The following is a 20,187-nucleotide window of genomic DNA, read 5'->3' as shown; positions in this document are numbered from 1 at the left end:
TATATTTACTGGGCACTTGATGGAGTGCGTAGACGAATACAGGCTACCTGGAATGATTACGATCGTAAGAAATGTAAAAAGATGCGATATGTATTCCATCGGAATTCTCAAAAATTAACCGATGAAGATCGCTGGTATTTAGATCGATATCTTTCCATGTCAGATGAGCTTAAGCAAGCGTATGAGTTGAAAGAAAAGTTTAATGAGTGGTTTGTTCAGGCAAAAGAAAATGGTCCGGAGAAGATTCTCCAGACCAAAGAGCTTTTACATTCATTTTATCAACTCGTTACCCAAATCAATATTCCTGAATTTAACCGTGTCATCAAGACACTACAGAATTGGCAAATCGAGATCTTAAATAGCTTTGCCTATAATCTTTCCAATGGCTTTCTGGAGGGAATTAATAACCTCACAAAAGTTATGAAAAGAAATGCATTTGGCTTCAGAAGCTTCATGCGATTCCGAGCAAAGATATTATTAACACACAAGTATAAAAAAATAGGATATCACGTTGGATGAGGTGAAGTGATTTTCACTCCACCCCAACATTTGACGGAGAACCTGTTTTATTATTATCTATTCTGAACGACTCATACCAGTGTAGATTAAAATCAAACGAGTTAGCTCAAGTACAGCAACTGCAGCAGCAGCAACATAAGTCATTGCGGCAGCGTTCAGTACTTTCTTCGCATGTTTTTCTTCTTCATTGCGAATAACGCCTAGAGAAACAATTTGATTCATCGCTCTGCTTGAAGCATTAAACTCAACTGGTAAAGTTACAATTTGGAATACTACACCAATCGCTAATAAGGCGATACCTAAAAGCAACATGCCTGAAAGGTTGGCAAAAATACCGATTAAAACGAAAATCCAAGAAGCATTCGAAGAAATGTTTGCCACAGGAACTAAAGCATGACGGAATTTCAAAAATGAATAGGCTTCTTTATGTTGAATCGCATGTCCAACTTCATGGGCAGCAATTGCTGTTCCAGCAACTGATGCTTCATGGTAGTTGCTAGAAGAAAGTGCTACAATTTTTGTCATTGGATTATAATGATCACTCAAAAACCCACGGCTTTCAACAACTTTCACATCTTGTAAACCATTACTATCTAAAATCAAACGTGCCACTTGTGCACCTGTCATACCTGAAGTTGAACGTACTTTTGCATACTTTTTGTACGTACTTTTGACTTTAAATTGCGCGTAAAGTGGTAACAACAAAATTACCGCAAAGTAAATCAAAAAAGAATAACTCAAATCGACCATCCTCCTAATTTCTATCTATCTCTTATTTTATAGATATGCTATAAATTGAGCAACTATTTCGACTGCTGCAAACGTGACAATTTAATGACCATAATCGCTAATAAAATACATGCAATTGATAACCAAAACGTAAAATAGCCAATAGATTGAGTGTATTCACTCAGACTTCGATAAATTGGCATTTGTCCAAATACATAATCGATCACATCATTATGTAAGGTCCAAATAGAGGCAAGTAAGACATGAATCCATTTAAATCTGTAAAAAGGAATGTACAATACTGCTTGCAAAGCCATAGCAAAATGACTAACCACCAGCATCCATCCTTCAAATCCAATAGGACCAGTTTCTACTTGCGTCCAAATATTCATGACGACAGCCCAAAGTCCATATTTCACTAATGTGATGAGAGCAAGTGCTTCAATCAATTTAAAATTCAATTTTAATAGCCATCCAAATAAAGCAATGGTGAAAAACAAACTTGCTGTTGGTGAATCAGGAACAAAAATTAAGAAAATTGGTGGTGTAATCTCTAGTTGACTTTGATACCAATAATAACCGAATAAAGTTCCAAATAAATTTACAATGAATAAAAGCCACATAAATGATTTATGAAATAAAATGAATTTCACGTATGTAAAGATAGTATTCACTAAAAACGACTCCTTATGTATTAGAAAAACATAACACGTTCTCACTGTAGTGCATGCTATGCCTTTTCCTATACTGATATCCTCAAATTAATACTTCCAAATCTGTACAAAAAAAGAGCCAGTTTCCTGACTCTTTCTAAGTACTATCATGGACTTAATTCATCAATAAATTGTGATAATTTTTGTAAATCTTCGTCCGAACCTTCCCACTGACCAGCAGGCATTGTGCCAATACCTTCTTTTGCAATTTTTGCAATTTCTTCAGCAGTATATTCAGTCGTAGCTAGTGATGGTCCAAGTCCGCCTTCATAAGCATTACCATGACAGTTAATACAGGAAGATTCCATGTAAATCTGATGGCCCTCTGCTGAAGTATCGAACTGTGCTTCTTCACGAATTTCCCCTTGAGCTTTTGCTGCTTCCCAGTCGTGGTTCACAACAGATTCCCAAGTTAAGAAAATGATTGATGCAATAGCTAACAACATAAATGCAGTTGGCAAAGGACGTTTAAATGGACGTCGCTCTGGACCTTTGTCCAAGAATGGTACAAGCATTAATGCACCAAAAGCAAGTCCAGGCATTACGATTGCTCCAATAACATTGTATGGTCCTGAAGCAAATTCATATTTCAATAATTGATATAAAAATAAGAAATACCAGTCTGGCAATGGAATATAAGCAGTATCTGTTGGATCCGCTTGACGCTCAAGTGGTGATGGATGCGCAACAGTTAAGATTAAATAACCAATTAAGAATACAGCACCAACTAACCACTCTTTTAATAAAAAGTTAGGCCAGAAAGCTTCTGTTTTCCCTGGATACTCGGAATAGTCTTTAGGAATATTCGGTTTGCGATTAGCAGGTACACGAGAATCCCCGACAAATTTCATCCCTTTTCCGCGATGCATAGTGTCCCCTCCTTTTTGAAATCATCAAAGACGCTGTTTCTTACAACGGTCCTGAAATACCTTGTTTACGAATCATGATAAAGTGTGCTGCAAGCAACCCAAGCAAAGCAGCTGGTAAGAAGAATACATGAATCGCAAAGAATCGTGTTAACGTTTGAGCACCAAGAATGGTCTCATCTCCAGCTAACAAGGTTTTAATTGCGCCACCAATGAATGGTACAGACGCCGCAATTTCAATACCTACTTTCGTTGCAAACAACGCTTTCATGTCCCAAGGAAGTAGATAACCTGTGAAACCTAAACCTAACATAACGCCGAAAATTAATACGCCGACTACCCAGTTAAGTTCACGAGGTTTTTTATAAGAACCTGTAAAGAATACACGCAATGTGTGTAGGAACATCATCACAATTACGAGAGAAGCTCCCCAGTGATGCATTCCACGTACAATTTCACCGAATGCAACTTCATTTTGTAAATAGTAAACCGATTGCCAAGCATTTTCGATATCTGGTACATAATACATTGTTAAAAACATACCAGAAAGAATTTGTATTACAGTTACGAAGAATGTTAATCCCCCGAAACAATATACGAATGCAGAAAAATGGTGTGCAGGGTTTACGTGCTCTGGAACTTCATGGTCTGCAATATCACGCCAAATAGGAGTAATATCCAGACGTTCATCCACCCAATCATAAATCTTATTTAGCACTGACGTCGTACCCCCTTACGTTAAACTAATGTATTTGGTCGTATTTTACCGATTTCTAACAGACCGTCTTTTTCACGCACTTCGAACTCATCCAACGGACCAAGAGGTGGTGTACCTTTAATGTTTTGACCATTTTTTTCATAACGGCCAGCGTGACATGGACAGAAGAACTGATCCGGGTGACCTTTATCACCAGCCCAGTTAACCGTACATCCTAAATGCTTACAAACAGGTGAAAGGGCAATAATCTTATCCCCACTCTTGTAAACCCATGCGGTACTTGTCACTTCAGACGTATACCATGCATCAACTTGCTCAAATGAAAAGTCTACTCGTTCTGGTACTTCAGTAAGTTCAGCAACTTTTTTGCTTGTCGGAATAAAATCTCCGCCTTCTGCTTTTTGCAATACTGGATCGACTGCAAAACGTACCATCGGCATCATCATTCCCGCGGCCATAAATCCACCGACACCCATCAATGTGTAGTTAAGGAATTGACGTCTCGATACACGATTATTACTCATGTTTTTCCCCCCTCTAACTTAAAGGTCAGTCCAAATGGACATACTTGTACTAAATAGTAAAACTAGGACAGTTCTATGATATATCAATAAAAAAGGTTGGTCAATATTCCATTAGGTTCCTACTGACACTTTGTGAACATTTCTTGAAGGTTATTCAACTGTTTTCGCCCAATTATTTGCAAACACGGGAACCACCTGTCGAATTTGATCGTCCAAAATGGATTGTCTTAACTTTTGGTCCATATTTTCTAAAGGAATAGATGGCGTATATATCACATCTATCTCAGGAGCATCTGTCGCCCACTGCATATCACATGAAATAAAGAAATGATGCTTAAAACCCGCCTCAGTAAGGACTTTCTTCCATTCGGTAGCTAAAACCGAACGACTAGATTGCGGTGTATATGTAACAGGCGGCATTAATACAACGCGCCCTTTAAATTGATTTTCCATAAAAGCGGTTAAAGACATTAAGAAATCCGCTGTTCCAGCACTTTGTTGTATGTGCGAAGCTCGTCCATCTACAAGTAAGAGTGGAATGATAGCCGTATCTACAAATTCTTTTTGCTCTATAAACGTCGTTATATCTTTTGAATTCCAATACATAGTAAATTTCACCTCAAAAAGACTTCATCGAAATCGATGAAGTCAAGATTTTGTCGATTCTTTTATTCCTTGCAGAATGGTCGAAAGTTCAAAGAATCGCTCTTTATCATTTGCATCTAATGCTTCATCGATTTGTTTTAAAATATGCTCTTCACGAAAAGTGTGCATACTTTCTTCTAAAACCTCTTCAGCTAGTTTTCGATCCTTATCATTCGTATTTAAATATGTTGGCATATAAGGGTTTTCTTCAAGTACTGCTAAAAATTCTGAACTTGCAGGGACGTTCGGGAAGTTTAGTTGAATATACATATCTTCTGAAGGGTGCAATCGTAAATCGTGGAATGATTTTTCTGCATCCGCTGTCATTAAATTCCCTTTATAAAATCGAAATGGAACGCCTGAGGACTCTGTTACAGACATGACCATCGCACGAGGACAATAGTGAGCTTCTTCAACAAAATGAACTTTTTGAAGTAATTCATCGTGGCTTAGTAAATAATTCAGGATCCACACACATTCTCTACGTTTCATCTGATATCTCTTTAGAAACCATCGAACAAATTCCTTCTTTTCCATTACAGAAACAGATGCGGTCATGTTACTCCTCCTTTCAATTTAAAGAATCAATTAAGTCTTGCCAGCGCTCTTCATGTGGTTGAAGAGAAGCTAATAGTTTACCTACTTCTAGAGCTTCTGATCGTTTTCCTTCTTCTAAAAGAAAATAAACGTATTTTTCTAAAAATAGTGGATCTTCTTTATGGTCAGTATATGCCAAAGAATAAAATTCGTATGCACGTTCATAATTTTCTTCTCGTGCATATGCTTCAGCAGCAAATGGATAAAGTGCGGACCAATCATCCTGATCTTTTGATACCGTTTCAATCAGCTCAATAACATCTTCATCTCGTTCTTGGGTATGGAAAAACGATATTAGTGTAATCGTTGCTTCCATATATTCAGGATCTAAAGCAATCGCTTGACGTAAATGGTCTTCAGCCTCTTGTGTTTTCCCTAATTTCAAAGCTAGTTTACCAGCAAACAAATACAACTCTTTGTCATATTCATCACGACTAAGCCCTTCCATTATGGCTTCATACGCTCGATCATTCTCTTCAATCATCATTAAAGACTGTGCTAATAACAAATGAGCGGAGAAATAATCCGGATCTAATGTTTTTACTTCTGTTAATTTACGAATAGCTAGCTCAAATTGTTCAGCTTGAAAAGCTGCGTGCGCATAACCGAACAATAAATCAGGTGTTACATGATGGTCTAATGATTCCTCATAGTAAGGAAGAGCTTCTTCGTATGCCGCTCCAGCAGTTAAGACCTCTGCTAATCGTTCTGAAAGTCGAATGCTCGCAATTTCATCTTGGTCACGTTTCAGTTCTTCGTATAAGCGTACTGCTTCTAAGTACTTACCCGTTTCTAACATCAATTCTGCCTTAGCAAACTTTAGTAACGGTTCATCAGGCATTAAATCCAGTGCTTGATTAATTCGTTGTTCAGCCGCTTCGTAAAATCCTTGCATTTGGTAATAATCAGCTAGACTTAATAACGCTTGTGGATACACTTCTTCATGAGGCTCAATGCTCGATAACAATAAAAGAGCTTCATCTTCTTGATCAATTTCCATTAACAAATGAGCACGGTCTATTTTAATTTGTGCTTCTTCTGGAAATAAAAACTGGATATGTTGTAAAATCTGATCAGCTTCTTTTAAATAACCAGTTCCAACTAACATTTCTGCGATTTCATATTGTGTGTCGGGTTCACTAGCAAGAAGAAGTGGTTCGATTAACAATTGCACTTGCTCTAGATTACCTTCTTTAATTGCTTTTTCAAATTGACTATACTCCATTTTTCATCACCCGTTTTCTCTCTTTTCATACCATATGCTACATGACGCTTGAACCATTCACAAGAAAAAACTCCCCGTTTAGAGGAGAGTTCACGTTGTTTTCACATTTTTTAAATGTTCAAAGAAATTAGGATATGAAACTGAAATGCATGAAGGATCATCTATTTCAACTGGCTCGCTTGCAATAAGGGATGCAATAGCACCCATCATTCCAATTCGATGATCCCCATAAGAGGTCACTGTACCTCCATTTAATTGAACAGGTCCTTTAATAATCATACCATCATCTGTTGCTTCAATCGTAGCACCTAACTTTTTCAATTCATTCACAACTGCTGTAATCCGATCTGTTTCTTTTACTTTTAGTTCAGCGGCATCTCGAATCACCGTCGTTCCAAAAGCTTGTGTTGCTAATAAAGCGATAATCGGCAACTCGTCAATTAAACGAGGGATTAACTCTCCGCCAATTTCAATCCCTTTTAGCTCACTAGATTTTATTCGAATATTGCCAAAAGGTTCTTCTCCATTTGTTATGGATTCCTCAACCTTAAGATTCGCACCCATTTGTGAAAGAACATCTATAATACCGGTTCTCGTTGGATTTAATCCGACATTTTTCAACATGATATCACTAGTATCAGTAATGGCACCTGCAACTAAAAAGAACGCTGCTGAGGAAATATCTCCTGGTACATCAATATGTGTACTCACCAGTTGTTGTCCACCACTTAAATGAATTTCACCATCGACTGATTCAACTTGTACACCAAATTGTCGCATCATGCGTTCTGTATGATCTCTAGTAGGTTCGAGTTCCGTTACAATCGTTGTTCCTTCAGAGTTTAACCCTGCAAGTAAAATGGCTGACTTTACTTGTGCACTGGCTACAGGCATTTGATACGTAATGCCTTGTAAAGTTGTTCCTTGAACTGCTAGTGGCGTATACTGTCCTCCGCTTCGTCCAAGAATTTGAGCACCCATTTGGCGTAGAGGATCAATCACTCTCTTCATCGGTCTTTTCGCAATCGAATCATCACCAATCATGACAGCGTAAATTGGTGAAGCTGCTAAGATACCCAGTAGTAATCGAGTAGTAGTTCCTGAATTTCCTGTATTCAATATGTTTTGAGGTTCATTCCAGTTCTTTATTCCATCCGATTCAATCGAAACTTGGTTTCCATTAACATCTATCTTGACGCCAAGTTTTTGAAAACATGAGATGGTACTTAAACAATCGTCACCTAACAAAAAGCCATCCACTGTCGTTTTTCCTTTAGCCATTGCTCCAAACATAATCGATCGATGAGAAATAGACTTGTCCCCTGGAATTGTAATTACCCCTTTTAGGGATGCTTTTTTTGAAGACTGTATCATTTTGTCACTACCTCTCAAAATTCTAGGATATATAGGTTTCGAATGTTGTTTCTTGATTTAGATATTTTTGTGCTAATTTCTGATCATCCGCAGTTTGGAAACTGATCACCAATATTCCGAATACATCTTCTCTTGTTTCTACTATTCGTATATTTGTAATGCTAATAGCGTGCTTGGCCAGTAGACCAGTCACTTCAGAAATAACACCAGGATAATCGGGAACGTCAACGTATAAGTCATAAACTGTATAAAGTGCCCCTTGAGAAGTGATTGGTAATTCGTCCCGAACATGCTTAGCTCTAGAAAAGTAATGCTCGATATCAAGTGGTGCCGCTTCATTTAACAAGGATTTCACATGATTCATTTCGTCCTGCCATTTATCTAATTGGTTTATGAGTTCGTTACGATTTTGTACCGTAATATCTCTCCACATAATGGGATTAGACGAGGCGATTCTTGTAATATCTCGAAACCCACCAGCGGCTAATTGTTTAGTAAAGGGAAATTGCTCATTTTCACCTGATAATTGATGAACAAGAGAAGCTGCCACAATATGTGGAAAGTGGCTCACGACAGCTGTCATATGGTCATGCTCCTCAGCTGTTACACGAACAACTTTTGCTTTCGTAACAGACAATAACGACTCTAAAAACTCTATCTTTTCTTCACTTTCATCTACTAAAGGAGTCAACATAAAATAGGCATTTTCGAACAAATGTGCTTTTGCAGCATCTACACCGGATTTATGAGATCCAGCCATCGGATGACCACCGATAAACGTGATGCCTTGTTTCCTTAATGTCGTCGCTTTTTCCATGATTAACTTCTTCGTACTTCCTGTGTCCATAAGCACTACAGAGTCTTTTAATGGCCAGTCTTGTACTTCATTCATGAACTGTAATGTTGTATTAACGGGTGTAGCAAAAATTATGACGTCTGCGATCTTTGCTGAATCTTTCACATGAAAAGCCATTTCATGAATGACCCTTAATTTTTTTGCTTTTCTAATAACATGTGAATCTATATCATATCCGATAATGGTCAAGTCCTTATTCTTTTGAAGAGCTAAAGCAAGAGAACCACCTATTAAGCCAAGACCAACAATTAATATTTGTTTACTCATGTATAACGCCTAATTCTATTAGGATCTTTTCCAGTTTCTCGATGAGTTCCGTATTTTGATCGATGCTACCTACAGTAATTCTAATAAATCCAGGTACACCTAGCGCGTTGCCGCTTCGAACTATAAATCCTTTTTTCATCAATTCTTCAAAGACTTTGTCGCTATCTGTTTTAATATTGATTAGTACAAAGTTGCCTTGTGAAGGATAAATGAACAAATTGTGCTCTAAACAAAACGATTCAAACAAGTCGATTCCTTGTTTATTTTCTATACGGCACTTTTCTATAAATACTTGGTCACTTAATGCAGCACTCGCTGCTCCTTGACTAAGTGATGTATTATTAAACGGTTCTCTTAATGGATCTAAATTCGCAATCAGCTCTTCATTGCCGATTGCATATCCAACGCGAAATGCCGCTAACCCATATGCCTTTGAAAAAGTTCTCAAAACCACTACATTTTTATAGGTTTGAAGATAGTCAATCGCATTTCTGTATTCTGTATCAGTCACGTATTCGAAGTAAGCTTCATCTAAAACGATTAAAACTTCTGGAGAGACTGAGGAAATAAATTCATCAAGTTTAGCCTGCTGAATAAGATTTCCTGTTGGATTATTTGGTGAACATAACCATACGACTGACGTTTGCTCGTCTATCTGTTTAAGCATGCCCTCTAAATCATGATGTCCATCAATCAGTTCGACTTCTCGGACCTCAGCACCTTCTATTTGTGCATTGTGTCGATATTGAGGGAATGTTGGTGTTGCCATGACGGTATTCACACCAGGCTGAAGTAAAGCTCGAGAAATGATTAAGATAATTTCATCCGATCCATTTCCAAATAGCAATTGCTTCTCACTTACTTGAAGGTGTTCAGCCAAGTCCTTGCGTAAAGCCCCTGAATAACCATCAGGGTATCGCGCAAAATTTATGCCATGGTCTTCGATAAATTGAGGTACTTTAGGAGATGTGCCCAGCGGGTTTTCGTTCGATGCTAATTTAGTGATGGAGGATAATCCATACATTTTTTTTACATCATCAATCGATTTTCCTGGTTGGTATGCCTTCATTCCGGCTAATTGCTTTTTCCACTTCATCTTTTCTCGCCTCTGCTTTCTTACTTTACTAAGTCTGGTCTTAAGGTAACTGCTTCATTTAAATAAACATGATGAAGTTCTTTTTGAGATAGCTCAGTATTCACATGCATTAAAACGCGAATGCACGAGCCCATCGCGCCTGGTACGTCCATTTCATGAGTACACATAACCGGTACATACGTCCAGCCTTCAATACTTCTCACGGCTTTTGCCGGGAACGCGGAAGAAATGTCAGTTGTCGTAGATATAATGACTGATGCAACTTGTTCAGGGTCAATGTTATTTGTTTTAGCCATTTCAATAATCAATCTTTCTGTTTCTAAATGAATAGTTTCAGCTGTATCATGAGTGATTGTTGTTGCACCTCGAATCCCACGTATCAAATCGATTCCTCCCTTACCCAATTTTTTAATTGTTCATCCATTTTATGACCTTGTTCTTTTGAAATAATCTTATTAATTGGTTCACCAATCTTGTTTAATAAAACAAAATGTAAATCACCATGAGAAGCTTTTTTATCGCGAATCATCACATCAAATAACTCTTTGTATGTTTTTGTAAGAATGGCATCGAATGTATAACCTAATTTAAGGGCATGAAGAAAGAATTTATGAGCAAAACCAGATTCTAATTCAGCAAGTTCTTCACTTAACATTAATGCGTAAACCATTCCAATCATGACCGCTTCGCCGTGTGTGATGTGACCATATCCAATTGTATTTTCTATTGCATGGCCATAGGTATGACCGAAATTTAAAAATTTCCGACTTCCATGCTCGAATTCATCATCTTTGACAATTTCAGCTTTCACAACGATTCCCTTACATAAATATTCTTGTAGGTTGCTAGTTGTTAATGTAGAAAAATCTTGAACTTCGAATAGTTCATTCACCCATTGTGGATTTGAAATGAGTGCATGCTTTATCACTTCAGCCATTCCTGAACGCACTTCATTTTCAGGTAAGGTAGATAATAGTGAAATGTCGTAAAACACGGCTTCTGGCTGATAAAAAGAACCAATCATGTTTTTGCCTTGTGAATGATTGATCGCTGTCTTCCCGCCAACCGCACTATCATGCGCCAAAATTGTTGTAGGAATTTGATAAAAAGGTATGCCTCGCATAAATGTAGAAGCAACAAAACCTGTTAAATCCCCACAAGCTCCTCCACCGAATGCAAACAGTACGGATTTTCTTGAACAATTTTCATTCAGTAAAAAACTGTGGCAATCATAAAAGGTTTCTATGGTTTTACAGCTTTCTCCTGGTGGAACTTCATAAACTTTTATCAGTCCGTTTGTTATTGTTTGCAAAGGAGTTACTAGTTTATTTATATGCAAGTTCACAACTGTTCTATCTGCGATAATAACAATTTGATCGGCAGAAACAAGCTGTTCTTTGTACAAGGAAATGGCTTCTTGAATAATGTTTGTACCCATGTGAACGTCGTATTCTTTCGTGATCGTTTCAATGGTTATGTTTTGCATACTTAGAACTCCTTTGTGTAAGCTCGATGTTCATCAATTGACGTTTTCAGTTTTGATAGTTGATCGCTATTAAATTGTTCTAAAATAGCAGATGCTAATTCCCATGCAACAACATGTTCAGCAACAATTGAAGCCGCTGGTACAGCACAGCTATCTGAACGTTCTATACTTGCTTTAAAAGGCTCTTTCGTATCAATGTCAACACTTTGTAACGGTTTATAAAGAGTCGGAATAGGTTTCATTACGCCTCTGACAACGATTGGCATACCTGTTGACATTCCGCCTTCAAGACCACCCAAACGGTTCGTTTTACGTGTATAACCTTGTTCTTCCGACCAAGCTATTTCATCATGGACTTGGCTACCTGGTTTTCTTGCCATTTCAAATCCTAATCCGATTTCGACACCTTTAAAAGCATTAATACTCATCATCGCCATGGCAAGTTTGCCGTCTAGTTTGCGATCATAATGAACGTAACTTCCGATTCCAGCTGGCATATTTTCAACAACCACTTCTACTACGCCACCAATTGAGTCACCACTCTCTTTAGCATCATCAATTGCCTTAGTCATTTGTTTAGATGCATCAGGATCAACACAATAGACAGCATCTGATTCTACGATTTCTCGAATTTCTTTTACTGATAATCCTTCAATCAATGCAGGGTTCGCTTTAATCCCACCGATTTCAGTTACATGAGATACGATATGGATCCCGAGTTCTGCTAAAAGTTGTTTAGCTACTGCACCAACAGCTACTCTCACTGTAGTTTCACGTGCGGAAGAACGCTCTAGTACATTACGTAAATCGCGATGACCGTATTTCATTCCGCCAACCAAATCTGCATGACCAGGTCTTGGGCGTGTAATTTGTCGTTTAACGTCTTCTGGATTCAGTTCTTCAGATAAAGGTTCAATCCCCATAATATGAGTCCAATGTTTCCAGTCATCATTCGTTACTACAAGTGCTATTGGTGAACCAATTGTCACTCCATGCCGAACACCAGAAGTGATATTCACCGTATCTTTCTCGATTTGCATGCGACGACCTCGACCATGTCCTCCTTGTCTCCGTTTAAGATCTCTATTAATTAATTCTGAAGTAATCTGTAATCCTGATGGTAGGCCCTCGATAATCGCTGTTAGTTGTGGTCCATGAGACTCACCAGCAGTTAAATAACGCATGGCACTTTCCCCCTTCAACTCGCTAAAGTATTTTAAGTAACACTATAACATAATCTTTTTTAATTTTCATAGTAGTACTTGTAAAAAATCGTGATTCGTCTATGTTTTCTATGTAAGAAAGCTGTCCGAAAATTTTTCCGGACAGCATCTACCACTATATTTTTCGATAAAAGAAAGTATCCTCTGTTTCTAATCCGTACCGTTGTGGATTGAAAATCTGTTCGGTACTTCCTACAAATAATATTCCATCTTTTTTTAGGGAATTCCCGAAATTCGTGTAAATTTGATCCTTCGCTTCTTCCGTAAAATAAATCATGACATTTCGACAAACGATTAAATCAAAGTTTTGTTCATATGTATCGTTTAACAAGTTATGTTTTTTAAATGTAACTGTGTTTTTTATTTCTTTTTTAACTTCATAAAACGTTCCTTGCTTATCAAAGTATTTATTTTTACTATCATCAGGTACTTCAGCTAAAGATCTCTCAGGATAAATGGCTGCTTTTGCTCTTTGAATTGCATTTTCATCTAAGTCCGTGGCTAGTATAGAGATTTGAGACAAAGGGATATGATTCCCTAAAACCATCGCAATAGTATATGGCTCCTCACCAGTAGAACAAGCAGCACTCCATATTTTTAGCGTTTTTTTCGATTGTAATAACTTTGGGAATATTTTATTCTGCAAAACTTCCCATCTCTTTGCGTTTCGGTAAAATTCGGAAACGTTGATTGTCATTCGATCTAAAAATTCATTCAACAAATCACGATCCTGATCAAGTGCAAAAAAGAATTCTTCAAAGTTAGCAAATCCCTTTTTATCATATAGAGATGTAAGCCGTCTTCTCATTTGGGCTTCTTTATATAAACTGAGGTTAATCCCAGTTTTTCGATTAATTTGTTCAATGAATTTTAGATAATCTGGCATACCCGTCATTCTCCCTCTCTAACTTCCTATCCATATTATAACGTATGGAAGACTATTCTGAAATTAAAAAAAGCAGTCAAATGAATATCATTTGACTGCTTTTATAATGAAAATTAGTTAACCCAGTTATTAGAATCTTTAGCGTATGATACAAGTTCATCTTCTTTGAAGAATAAACCGATTTCACGAACAGCGCTATCAGCAGAGTCAGAACCATGAATGATGTTCTTTCCAACTGTTACAGCGAAGTCTCCACGGATAGTTCCAGGAGCAGACTCTTTAGGGTTTGTAGCCCCAACTAGTAAACGAGAAGTAGCAATTACATTTTCGCCTTCCCAAACCATTGCGAATACTGGTCCAGAAGTAATGAAATCAACAAGTTCACCGAAGAATGGGCGTTCTTTATGTTCACCGTAATGTTCACCAGCAAGTTCTGGTGTAATTTGCATTAATTTAGCTCCAACTAATTGGAAGCCTTTCTTTTCAAAACGACCAACGATTTCACCAATAAGGTTACGTTGAACTCCATCAGGTTTTACCATTAAAAACGTTCTTTCCATAATTAACACTCCTTCAATTCGATCTTAGGGTTATCCCTACCGTAAAAAATAGTACCATTCAATCAAAATTTATACAACAACTTAAAATTTACGTTTCCCCATAAATAGCGAAATTTTGCGTAAAGTTTTTTTAGCATGTTGATCGGGCAAAGCATCAATTTCTTTCATGGCTTTTTGCAAATATCGATCACTAATTTGCTTCGCTTTATCAATCGCATCTGATTGGCGCACACGTTTAACAAGGTCAAGTCTTTCAGCTTCCGTTAATTCACCTGACATCGCCCGTTCAAAATCTTTTCGGAAAACTGGATCATCTTTTAAAAACAAGATAGGTAATGTGATATTGCCTTGTAGCAAATCACTGCCAGCCGGTTTTCCAAGTTCTTTGTCTGTTGAGGTGAAATCTAAAATATCATCGATTATTTGGAATGACATACCGACGTAATACCCAAAACGTTTTAAATGCATCGTGGTCTTTGCATCTGCTCCAGATACAACTGCTCCTAGTTGACAGCTTGAAGAAATCAAAAGAGCAGTCTTTCGTTTAATACGACGGAAATAATCTTGTAGTCGCTGATCAATTTTATATTTATCCTCGATTTGAATAATTTCCCCCACACAAATTTCAACCATTGTATAGGACAAAATACGATGTGCCTCAGTATTTGAGAAATTCGTTATGTATTCGAGGGCACGGGCAAAAATAAAATCGCCAGTATACATGGCGACTCGATTATTCCATTGGGCTTTGACCGTTAACTGTCCTCTTCGCATTTCAGAATCATCAATAACATCATCATGCACTAAAGAGGCCATATGAATTAATTCTAAAGGCACGGCAACATCTTTAATGCGATCAATCTGATAATCACCAAACTTAGCAGCCAGTAATACAAATACAGGACGTATCCGTTTTCCGCCAGCATGCAACAAATGAAGAGAAGCATCATTTAGTAAGTGTGAAGACGAATTCACAGCAACCTCTAATTCTTTTTCGATGAGATCTAAATCTGAACGCATGTCAGAATAGAGCATGGATAACTTCATCTTTTCCACTTCTAAGTACCTTCTCCCACACCGAAACTTTTACAATTTAATCATGTTAAGCTTCATCCATTATTTTTGTAGCCAATATGTCTTGCAGCAGCACCGCCACTGTATGGTTTATATTCAACATTTACAAAACCGGCTTGTTCCATCATTTTTGCTAATGCTTTCATTCCAGGGAAATCTTTTGCTGATTCTTGTAACCAAGAATATTCTTTATAGCTCTTCGCAAAGAATTTACCAAAAATCGGCATAACGTATTTAAAGTAAAATCGGAAAAGTTGTTTGTAGATTGGCATTTCAGCTTGAGATGTCTCTAAACAAACGAACATTCCACCAGGCTTTAACACCCGCTCGATTTCTTTTAACACTTGCATGTAATCCGGAACATTTCTTAAACCAAAACCAATTGTTACATAATCGAACGAGTCATCGGGAAATGGAAGTTCCATTGCATTTCCATGTAACAATTCGATTTGAGGAATTTCTTTCGTCTTGTCTATTCCAACATTCAACATATTTTGACTGAAATCAAGTCCTACGGCACGTCCTGTTGAACCGACAGCTTCACCCATGGATATAGTCCAATCAGCAGTACCACAACACACATCTAGCGATGAACTACCCTTTTTGACATTCATTCGTGACATTGTATCTTCACGCCATTTTTTATGTTGTTGAAAACTAATAACGGAATTCATCTTATCGTAATTTCCAGATATTTTTTCAAACACTTCATGAACGCGTTCTTCTTTTGTTTTCGTCATGTGTGTCACCTTTCTTTAAGAACAACTGCATTTTTATTTATAGAAGTATTGATCATTTGATATAGATATTCTTTTACTGGACTCGTTAATAGAGTTGACGCTCCAATGTCTTTATTCAAATGAGCAATCCCTTCTTTACAAACAGTTTCCAACAAAGTCCCTAAACTAGACGCGTAACCAAGGGCGTGTGCACTTTCAATAAGCGCTTCTTGAAATCTAGACGATTTCCCATCTTTATATAAATCAAGTTCGTAAACAATTCTTTGAATGAATAAAGCTTGTCTCATATACGGAATATATTGTTCAAACTGATAATGTTGATAAAATTGTTCAATTGATAAACTTTCTATTGAAACAATAGTGGACATCCATTCATTGAAAGTTCGATGAAGTTGATCGTAAACCGATGCTTTTTTTTCACTAATTTCAATAATGCCATTAGATAAAGATCTAATTAAAGCAATATTCGATTGCTTCGCAAGAATTTGATAGTACATCCCACTATAATAATCCCCTGCTAACACCGTTAACTGCTGACTTTTAGAGGAAGCATTGGATTCTTTTATTTGATCGTGTGCTGACAGCGCACTGTATATAATTGCTACAGCGATTCCAGCTTGTTCGTGTTCATCAGTCCATTGTTCTCCATTTAAAAATGGGAGCAATAAAAAGAACAAGCGGTCTTCACAAACATCTGGCTCGCCAGTATATTTGTGTAGTGTCCGATGACGCACTTTTTGTATGATTTTAAATTTTAGTTGTTCAACTTGTTGTTGAATGAGAGTTTCGTTCATTCTACGTGCTCCATTTCACTAAACTACAGATGTCGTATTGTGTCATTATAGCACAGCAAGAAGGTCCAATCACTCAAATGTGCCTATTTTTTCGCTTCACTCTGCATAACGCCATGTGCAGTTTGTATTTCAGCTTTTCCTCGGATTTTTATAGCAGAAGTATGTTCAGTGAATTGAGCAACCATTACTTCGCCACGATCTAATTTTTCAGAATGATGAAATTTAGTATCTGTTCCCCTTGTTAAGCCGATAACATTTACACCATCTTCTTCTGCACGAATTACAATATACTCTGTTTGAGACATGAACTTCTCCTCCAATTGGTTTTCTGTTATTAGTTCATTTGAATGAACGATAGAATTTCTGAGCGCTTCACGTGATCGGTTTCATAGATCCCTTTTGCTACGGCTGTTACCGTTTTAGCACCAGGCTTTTTAATGCCACGCATTGTCATACACATATGTTCCGCTTCGATAACGACATAGACACCGTAAGGATTTAACATGTCCATGATTGAGTCGGCAATTGTTGAAGTAATACGTTCTTGTAGTTGGGGGCGTCTTGCAGTGGTTTCAACTGCACGTGCTAATTTACTTAATCCCGTCACAACGCCATCTCTTGGTATATAGGCAATGTGAGCTTTTCCGTAAAAAGGAACTAAATGATGCTCACACATTGAATGGAATGGAATATCTTTTACTAACACAAGCTCTTCATGATCTTCATGAAAAACTGTTTTAAAATATTCTTTTGGATCTTCTTTTAAACCCGAAAACATTTCAGCATACATCTTTGCGACACGTTTTGGCGTTTCAAGTAACCCTTCACGCGTTGGGTCTTCTCCAACAGCCTCTAATATCATGGTTACTGCATTCTCTATTTTTTTTATATCTACACTAGTCACTATTGACGCCCCCTAAAAAATAAAACAGTCCTTAAATCTATGTGAATCTTAGCATATCCCTAATCGTTACGCAAAACTCAATTTTGAGACATCAAGCGCTTTCTCTAATGGGGATGCTCTTGGTATTCGGAGAAGGAGGGATGTGAATCTAGCGATTGTTGATCATATTTTGGCGTTTGGTGGTGATAATTTGGCGATAGCAGCTAATAATACAGCGTTAAAAACCATTATTACTGGCGGTACGGTTGATTTATTTGGCGTTAGAGAATATATGTTGAAAATTTTTCAATCAGTAGATTCTTACATTTCAATAACTTTCCTATCTCAAATCTCTCTATTAAACGTAAAAAAGAACGACTTTTGTGACATAATCACAAAAGTCGTTCTATGTACGTTCAGACGCTAATTACTTAACTGCGTCCTTAAGCGCTTTACCTGGTTTGAAAGCAGGCACTTTGCTTGCAGCGATTTCGATTTCTTTACCTGTTTGTGGGTTACGACCCTTACGAGCAGCACGTTCACGAACTTCAAAGTTACCAAAACCAATAAGTTGAATTTTTTCACCTTTTGCAAGAGTATCTTGAATTGTATCAAATATTGCGTCAACCGCTTTAGAAGCATCTTTCTTTGAAAGATCTGCAGCTTCTGCTACTGAGTTTACTAATTCTGTTTTATTCACACCATTCACCTCCTCTCAAAGGGGATGGACTAACAATCATGTAAAAAGAGTATCATAACCAAAAAGGCTTCGCAACAATATTTCGACCACAATTTCCAACTTAATGCAGAAAATTTATTTTCACCAAAAAAAGAACAGGAATTTTCGCAATTTCCTTGCGAAACCCTGTTCTTTATGCTTATGTCGAAATTATTAGATTACATACTCAAATTCTAACGATTATAAAATGAAAGTTACCATGCCGCGATCTCCGTCATTCACCATACGTTCAATCGTTTCTCTCATCCGTTTCTTCGCATGTGAGGAGACTGCTTCTGTTTTAAATCTCATGCTTTCTTTTAACATTTCATGAAGTGGTGTTCCAAACAATGATGTTTGCCATAAGGCTTCTCGATCATGATAATAGGCCTCTTTTAATTCTTTTAATAATTGCTGGCTATGGAATTCGGAACCGATTAGCGGCGAAAATTCTGCATCCATATCTACACGAATAATATGGAATGAAGGTGCTTTTGCTTTCATTCGCACGCCATAAAATTTATTTTCGTTGATCTGCTCTGGTGCTGAAGGTTGGAATTCCTGCATGATAGGAAGAGCTACTCCATATCCACCATCTTTTGCTGATTCAATTGCGTCATGGAATCTTAAATATGATTTTTTTGCATGTGAAGATTCTTTTACATAGAGTAACCAATCTTTTTTCGTAACAATTGGATCTTCTAACCATTCCTCACATACCGATTGAAATACATCATCTTTCATTTCAATCTGAATGCTGGCTCTACCTTTTCCTGCATCTACTTCAATTACTTCTGCATTTTCAACAAAAGGCTCTTGTGCTAGATAATTTGCTAATTCTTTTACATCGCGGATCCTCGAAACTTGAGTGGACCATTCAGCTAAAGAATTTTGCAAAGATTGTTGAAGTGGGTGATCAAAATCTAAAACATCCATCCAATCAGGTTTTTGCAAATCAAATGATTGTAATGGAAACTCATAAAGAGCCTCTTTTAAAATTGTTTGAATTTCATGAACTGACATTTGATCAACAGCTGTTACGATAACTGGAACGCCATATTTTTCATGAAGTTCAGCTCGTAAATGTAAAGCACTTTCATGTGCAGGCATACGACTGTTTAAAACAATAACGAACGGTTTACCAATCTCTTTTAACTGATTAATAATATCCTCTTCTACTTGCTCAACTGCGTGTCGCGGAATGTCATTTACGGTTCCATCTGTGGTCATGACAATCCCGATTGTTGAATGATCTCGGATTACTTTATCCGTTCCGATTTTTGCAGCCTCTTGGAATGGGATAGGTTCATGATGCCAAGGCGTATGGACTAGTTTTGGACCATTTTCGTCTTCGTACCCTTTTGCACCTTCGATTATGTAACCAACACAATCCGCAAGGCGCACATGAAATCTGAATGCATCATCACCTACTTGAATACTTGTTCCATGAGCCGGCACAAATTTCGGTTCCGCAGTCATAATTACGGCTCCAGGTGAACTTTGTGGCAACTCATCCTGTGCGCGTAAACGCTCAATATCATCGGTCATATTTGGAATGACGATGCATTCCATTACACGTTTGACGAAAGTCGATTTCCCTACCCTCACTGGCCCTACAACACCAAGATAAACATCACCATTTGTTCGTTCAGCAATTTGTTGATAAATTTGATCAGCCATTTCCGTGCCCCCTT

25 protein-coding genes are annotated in these 20,187 nt (G+C 37.5%); 2 read left to right on the top strand and 23 right to left on the bottom strand.

Going from position 1 to position 20,187, the window contains the following annotated elements; all coding sequences use genetic code 11:
- On the top strand, positions 1-519 hold a 519-nt coding region (locus ACHUE4_RS01710; RefSeq protein ID WP_394187547.1), incomplete at its 5' end, for a transposase.
- A 57-nt stretch (positions 520-576) separates the two neighbouring features.
- Here the strand turns inward: ACHUE4_RS01710 and ACHUE4_RS01705 are convergent.
- The 21 genes from ACHUE4_RS01705 to folE all read right to left on the bottom strand — a co-directional run bounded on the left by ACHUE4_RS01705 (position 577) and on the right by folE (position 17,796).
- Positions 577-1,260, bottom strand: coding sequence for a zinc metallopeptidase (locus ACHUE4_RS01705; protein ID WP_394187546.1), 684 nt, complete (start codon positions 1,258-1,260; stop codon positions 577-579).
- 62 nt (positions 1,261-1,322) lie between these two features.
- The gene (gene lhaT / locus ACHUE4_RS01700; RefSeq protein WP_394187545.1) at positions 1,323-1,922 is read right to left on the bottom strand and encodes a lipoprotein heptaprenylglyceryl N-acetyltransferase LhaT; all 600 of its coding nucleotides are present in this window, start codon (positions 1,920-1,922) and stop codon (positions 1,323-1,325) included.
- Between the two features lie 146 nt (positions 1,923-2,068).
- Entirely contained in the window at positions 2,069-2,830 is a 762-nt protein-coding gene (locus ACHUE4_RS01695; RefSeq protein ID WP_394187544.1) for a menaquinol-cytochrome c reductase cytochrome b/c subunit, read from the bottom strand.
- Between the two features lie 40 nt (positions 2,831-2,870).
- Positions 2,871-3,545, bottom strand: a complete 675-nt coding sequence (gene qcrB, locus ACHUE4_RS01690; RefSeq protein ID WP_394187543.1) for a menaquinol-cytochrome c reductase cytochrome b subunit — start codon at positions 3,543-3,545, stop codon at positions 2,871-2,873.
- Between the two features lie 20 nt (positions 3,546-3,565).
- Complete coding sequence (locus tag ACHUE4_RS01685) at positions 3,566-4,069, bottom strand: ubiquinol-cytochrome c reductase iron-sulfur subunit (protein ID WP_394187542.1); 504 nt, start codon at positions 4,067-4,069, stop codon at positions 3,566-3,568.
- A gap of 150 nt (positions 4,070-4,219) precedes the next feature.
- Positions 4,220-4,675, bottom strand: a complete 456-nt coding sequence (locus ACHUE4_RS01680; RefSeq protein WP_394187541.1) for a DUF2487 family protein — start codon at positions 4,673-4,675, stop codon at positions 4,220-4,222.
- Between the two features lie 42 nt (positions 4,676-4,717).
- Positions 4,718-5,272, bottom strand: coding sequence for a ReoY family proteolytic degradation factor (locus tag ACHUE4_RS01675; protein WP_394187540.1), 555 nt, complete (start codon positions 5,270-5,272; stop codon positions 4,718-4,720).
- 13 nt (positions 5,273-5,285) lie between these two features.
- Positions 5,286-6,536: a tetratricopeptide repeat protein gene (locus ACHUE4_RS01670; protein ID WP_394187539.1), complete on the bottom strand. Its 1,251-nt coding sequence runs from the start codon at positions 6,534-6,536 to the stop codon at positions 5,286-5,288.
- Between the two features lie 90 nt (positions 6,537-6,626).
- Positions 6,627-7,910: a 3-phosphoshikimate 1-carboxyvinyltransferase gene (aroA, locus tag ACHUE4_RS01665; RefSeq protein WP_394187538.1), complete on the bottom strand. Its 1,284-nt coding sequence runs from the start codon at positions 7,908-7,910 to the stop codon at positions 6,627-6,629.
- A 22-nt stretch (positions 7,911-7,932) separates the two neighbouring features.
- Positions 7,933-9,033, bottom strand: a complete 1,101-nt coding sequence (locus ACHUE4_RS01660) for a prephenate dehydrogenase (RefSeq protein WP_394187537.1) — start codon at positions 9,031-9,033, stop codon at positions 7,933-7,935.
- Positions 9,026-10,129 (bottom strand): histidinol-phosphate transaminase, encoded by a 1,104-nt coding sequence (hisC, locus tag ACHUE4_RS01655; protein ID WP_394187536.1) that lies wholly within the window; start codon positions 10,127-10,129, stop codon positions 9,026-9,028. The genes ACHUE4_RS01660 and hisC overlap by 8 nt, the downstream gene beginning before the upstream one ends.
- Before the next feature lie 20 nt (positions 10,130-10,149).
- Positions 10,150-10,512 (bottom strand): chorismate mutase, encoded by a 363-nt coding sequence (gene aroH, locus ACHUE4_RS01650; protein ID WP_394187535.1) that lies wholly within the window; start codon positions 10,510-10,512, stop codon positions 10,150-10,152.
- Positions 10,509-11,615 (bottom strand): 3-dehydroquinate synthase, encoded by a 1,107-nt coding sequence (gene aroB / locus ACHUE4_RS01645; RefSeq protein WP_394187534.1) that lies wholly within the window; start codon positions 11,613-11,615, stop codon positions 10,509-10,511. Before aroB ends, aroH begins: the two co-directional genes overlap by 4 nt.
- Before the next feature lie 2 nt (positions 11,616-11,617).
- Complete coding sequence (gene aroC, locus ACHUE4_RS01640; protein WP_394187533.1) at positions 11,618-12,799, bottom strand: chorismate synthase; 1,182 nt, start codon at positions 12,797-12,799, stop codon at positions 11,618-11,620.
- A 154-nt stretch (positions 12,800-12,953) separates the two neighbouring features.
- A complete protein-coding gene (locus ACHUE4_RS01635) occupies positions 12,954-13,724 on the bottom strand; it encodes a CheR family methyltransferase (RefSeq protein ID WP_394187532.1) in 771 nt (256 codons plus the stop codon).
- Positions 13,725-13,837: 113 nt separating this feature from the next.
- Positions 13,838-14,284, bottom strand: a complete 447-nt coding sequence (gene ndk, locus ACHUE4_RS01630) for a nucleoside-diphosphate kinase (RefSeq protein WP_394187531.1) — start codon at positions 14,282-14,284, stop codon at positions 13,838-13,840.
- A gap of 81 nt (positions 14,285-14,365) precedes the next feature.
- Entirely contained in the window at positions 14,366-15,340 is a 975-nt protein-coding gene (hepT, locus tag ACHUE4_RS01625) for a heptaprenyl diphosphate synthase component II (protein WP_394187530.1), read from the bottom strand.
- Positions 15,341-15,393: 53 nt separating this feature from the next.
- Positions 15,394-16,098 (bottom strand): demethylmenaquinone methyltransferase, encoded by a 705-nt coding sequence (locus ACHUE4_RS01620; protein ID WP_394187529.1) that lies wholly within the window; start codon positions 16,096-16,098, stop codon positions 15,394-15,396.
- A gap of 5 nt (positions 16,099-16,103) precedes the next feature.
- A complete protein-coding gene (locus tag ACHUE4_RS01615) occupies positions 16,104-16,892 on the bottom strand; it encodes a heptaprenyl diphosphate synthase component 1 (RefSeq protein WP_394187528.1) in 789 nt (262 codons plus the stop codon).
- Between the two features lie 83 nt (positions 16,893-16,975).
- Positions 16,976-17,197 carry a trp RNA-binding attenuation protein MtrB gene (gene mtrB, locus ACHUE4_RS01610; protein WP_394187527.1) on the bottom strand — a complete coding sequence of 74 codons (222 nt, stop codon included), beginning with the start codon at positions 17,195-17,197 and terminating at the stop codon, positions 16,976-16,978.
- Between the two features lie 29 nt (positions 17,198-17,226).
- Positions 17,227-17,796: a GTP cyclohydrolase I FolE gene (folE, locus tag ACHUE4_RS01605; protein WP_394187526.1), complete on the bottom strand. Its 570-nt coding sequence runs from the start codon at positions 17,794-17,796 to the stop codon at positions 17,227-17,229.
- Positions 17,797-17,938: 142 nt separating this feature from the next.
- On the opposite strand from folE, the gene ACHUE4_RS01600 reads away from it, so the two are divergent.
- The gene (locus tag ACHUE4_RS01600) at positions 17,939-18,202 is read left to right on the top strand and encodes a hypothetical protein (RefSeq protein WP_394187525.1); all 264 of its coding nucleotides are present in this window, start codon (positions 17,939-17,941) and stop codon (positions 18,200-18,202) included.
- Here ACHUE4_RS01600 and ACHUE4_RS01595 read toward each other — a convergent pair whose 3' ends face one another.
- Together ACHUE4_RS01595 and spoIVA are read right to left on the bottom strand one after the other, a co-directional pair.
- Entirely contained in the window at positions 18,203-18,475 is a 273-nt protein-coding gene (locus ACHUE4_RS01595) for an HU family DNA-binding protein (RefSeq protein ID WP_394187524.1), read from the bottom strand.
- A gap of 219 nt (positions 18,476-18,694) precedes the next feature.
- A complete protein-coding gene (spoIVA, locus tag ACHUE4_RS01590; RefSeq protein WP_394187523.1) occupies positions 18,695-20,173 on the bottom strand; it encodes a stage IV sporulation protein A in 1,479 nt (492 codons plus the stop codon).
- Positions 20,174-20,187: the final 14 nt, after the last annotated feature.

The organism is Paenisporosarcina quisquiliarum (assembly GCF_043641925.1).
Taxonomy (GTDB): domain Bacteria; phylum Bacillota; class Bacilli; order Bacillales_A; family Planococcaceae; genus Paenisporosarcina; species Paenisporosarcina quisquiliarum_A.
Note: the sequence above shows the minus strand (reverse complement) of the source record. Positions and strands in the feature narration are given on the sequence as shown.

Coding starts and splice junctions, on each gene's coding strand:
- mtrB (WP_394187527.1), bottom strand. CDS start 17,197: ATGTCTCAAACAGAGTATATTGTAATTCGTGCAGAAGAAGATGGTGTA.
- ACHUE4_RS01660 (WP_394187537.1), bottom strand. CDS start 9,033: ATGAGTAAACAAATATTAATTGTTGGTCTTGGCTTAATAGGTGGTTCT.
- ACHUE4_RS01670 (WP_394187539.1), bottom strand. CDS start 6,536: ATGGAGTATAGTCAATTTGAAAAAGCAATTAAAGAAGGTAATCTAGAG.
- hisC (WP_394187536.1), bottom strand. CDS start 10,129: ATGAAGTGGAAAAAGCAATTAGCCGGAATGAAGGCATACCAACCAGGA.
- ACHUE4_RS01695 (WP_394187544.1), bottom strand. CDS start 2,830: ATGCATCGCGGAAAAGGGATGAAATTTGTCGGGGATTCTCGTGTACCT.
- aroB (WP_394187534.1), bottom strand. CDS start 11,615: ATGCAAAACATAACCATTGAAACGATCACGAAAGAATACGACGTTCAC.
- ACHUE4_RS01680 (WP_394187541.1), bottom strand. CDS start 4,675: ATGTATTGGAATTCAAAAGATATAACGACGTTTATAGAGCAAAAAGAA.
- aroA (WP_394187538.1), bottom strand. CDS start 7,910: ATGATACAGTCTTCAAAAAAAGCATCCCTAAAAGGGGTAATTACAATT.
- spoIVA (WP_394187523.1), bottom strand. CDS start 20,173: ATGGCTGATCAAATTTATCAACAAATTGCTGAACGAACAAATGGTGAT.
- ACHUE4_RS01615 (WP_394187528.1), bottom strand. CDS start 16,892: ATGAACGAAACTCTCATTCAACAACAAGTTGAACAACTAAAATTTAAA.
- ACHUE4_RS01620 (WP_394187529.1), bottom strand. CDS start 16,098: ATGACGAAAACAAAAGAAGAACGCGTTCATGAAGTGTTTGAAAAAATA.
- ACHUE4_RS01675 (WP_394187540.1), bottom strand. CDS start 5,272: ATGACCGCATCTGTTTCTGTAATGGAAAAGAAGGAATTTGTTCGATGG.
- ndk (WP_394187531.1), bottom strand. CDS start 14,284: ATGGAAAGAACGTTTTTAATGGTAAAACCTGATGGAGTTCAACGTAAC.
- ACHUE4_RS01685 (WP_394187542.1), bottom strand. CDS start 4,069: ATGAGTAATAATCGTGTATCGAGACGTCAATTCCTTAACTACACATTG.
- aroC (WP_394187533.1), bottom strand. CDS start 12,799: ATGCGTTATTTAACTGCTGGTGAGTCTCATGGACCACAACTAACAGCG.
- ACHUE4_RS01635 (WP_394187532.1), bottom strand. CDS start 13,724: ATGCCAGATTATCTAAAATTCATTGAACAAATTAATCGAAAAACTGGG.